We start from the raw sequence: 264 nt of genomic DNA, 5'->3' as shown, positions 1-264 counted from the left end.
ATCAACATCACGGCCAAGCAGGGTATCCGCTTGACGGCCGGCAACAGCCAGCTCGAAGTCAGCGCAAAAGGCATCGTCGGTTACACGCCTGGCGAAAACAAGATTCATGCGGGCAGCCACGATACGGTGGGCCCGCAGAGCATGCCGGCGCAGTTCCCTGGATCGGACTTGTGCTCGCAATTGGCTGACGGTGCCGCACAAACCGGTCAAGCGTCGATCGCGCTCGCCTGATGGACGGCCGAATGAAAACGCCCACGCCTCCGA

Annotated in this window: 1 protein-coding gene; it reads left to right on the top strand. The window is 61.7% G+C overall.

What is annotated here, in order from left to right:
• On the top strand, positions 1 to 231 hold a 231-nt coding region (locus SB689_RS23360; RefSeq protein ID WP_410694432.1), incomplete at its 5' end, for a DUF2345 domain-containing protein.
• Positions 232 to 264: the final 33 nt, after the last annotated feature.

This window comes from Chryseobacterium sp. SIMBA_038 (assembly GCF_046535115.1).
In the GTDB taxonomy this organism is placed as follows: domain Bacteria; phylum Bacteroidota; class Bacteroidia; order Flavobacteriales; family Weeksellaceae; genus Chryseobacterium.
Note: the sequence above shows the minus strand (reverse complement) of the source record. Positions and strands in the feature narration are given on the sequence as shown.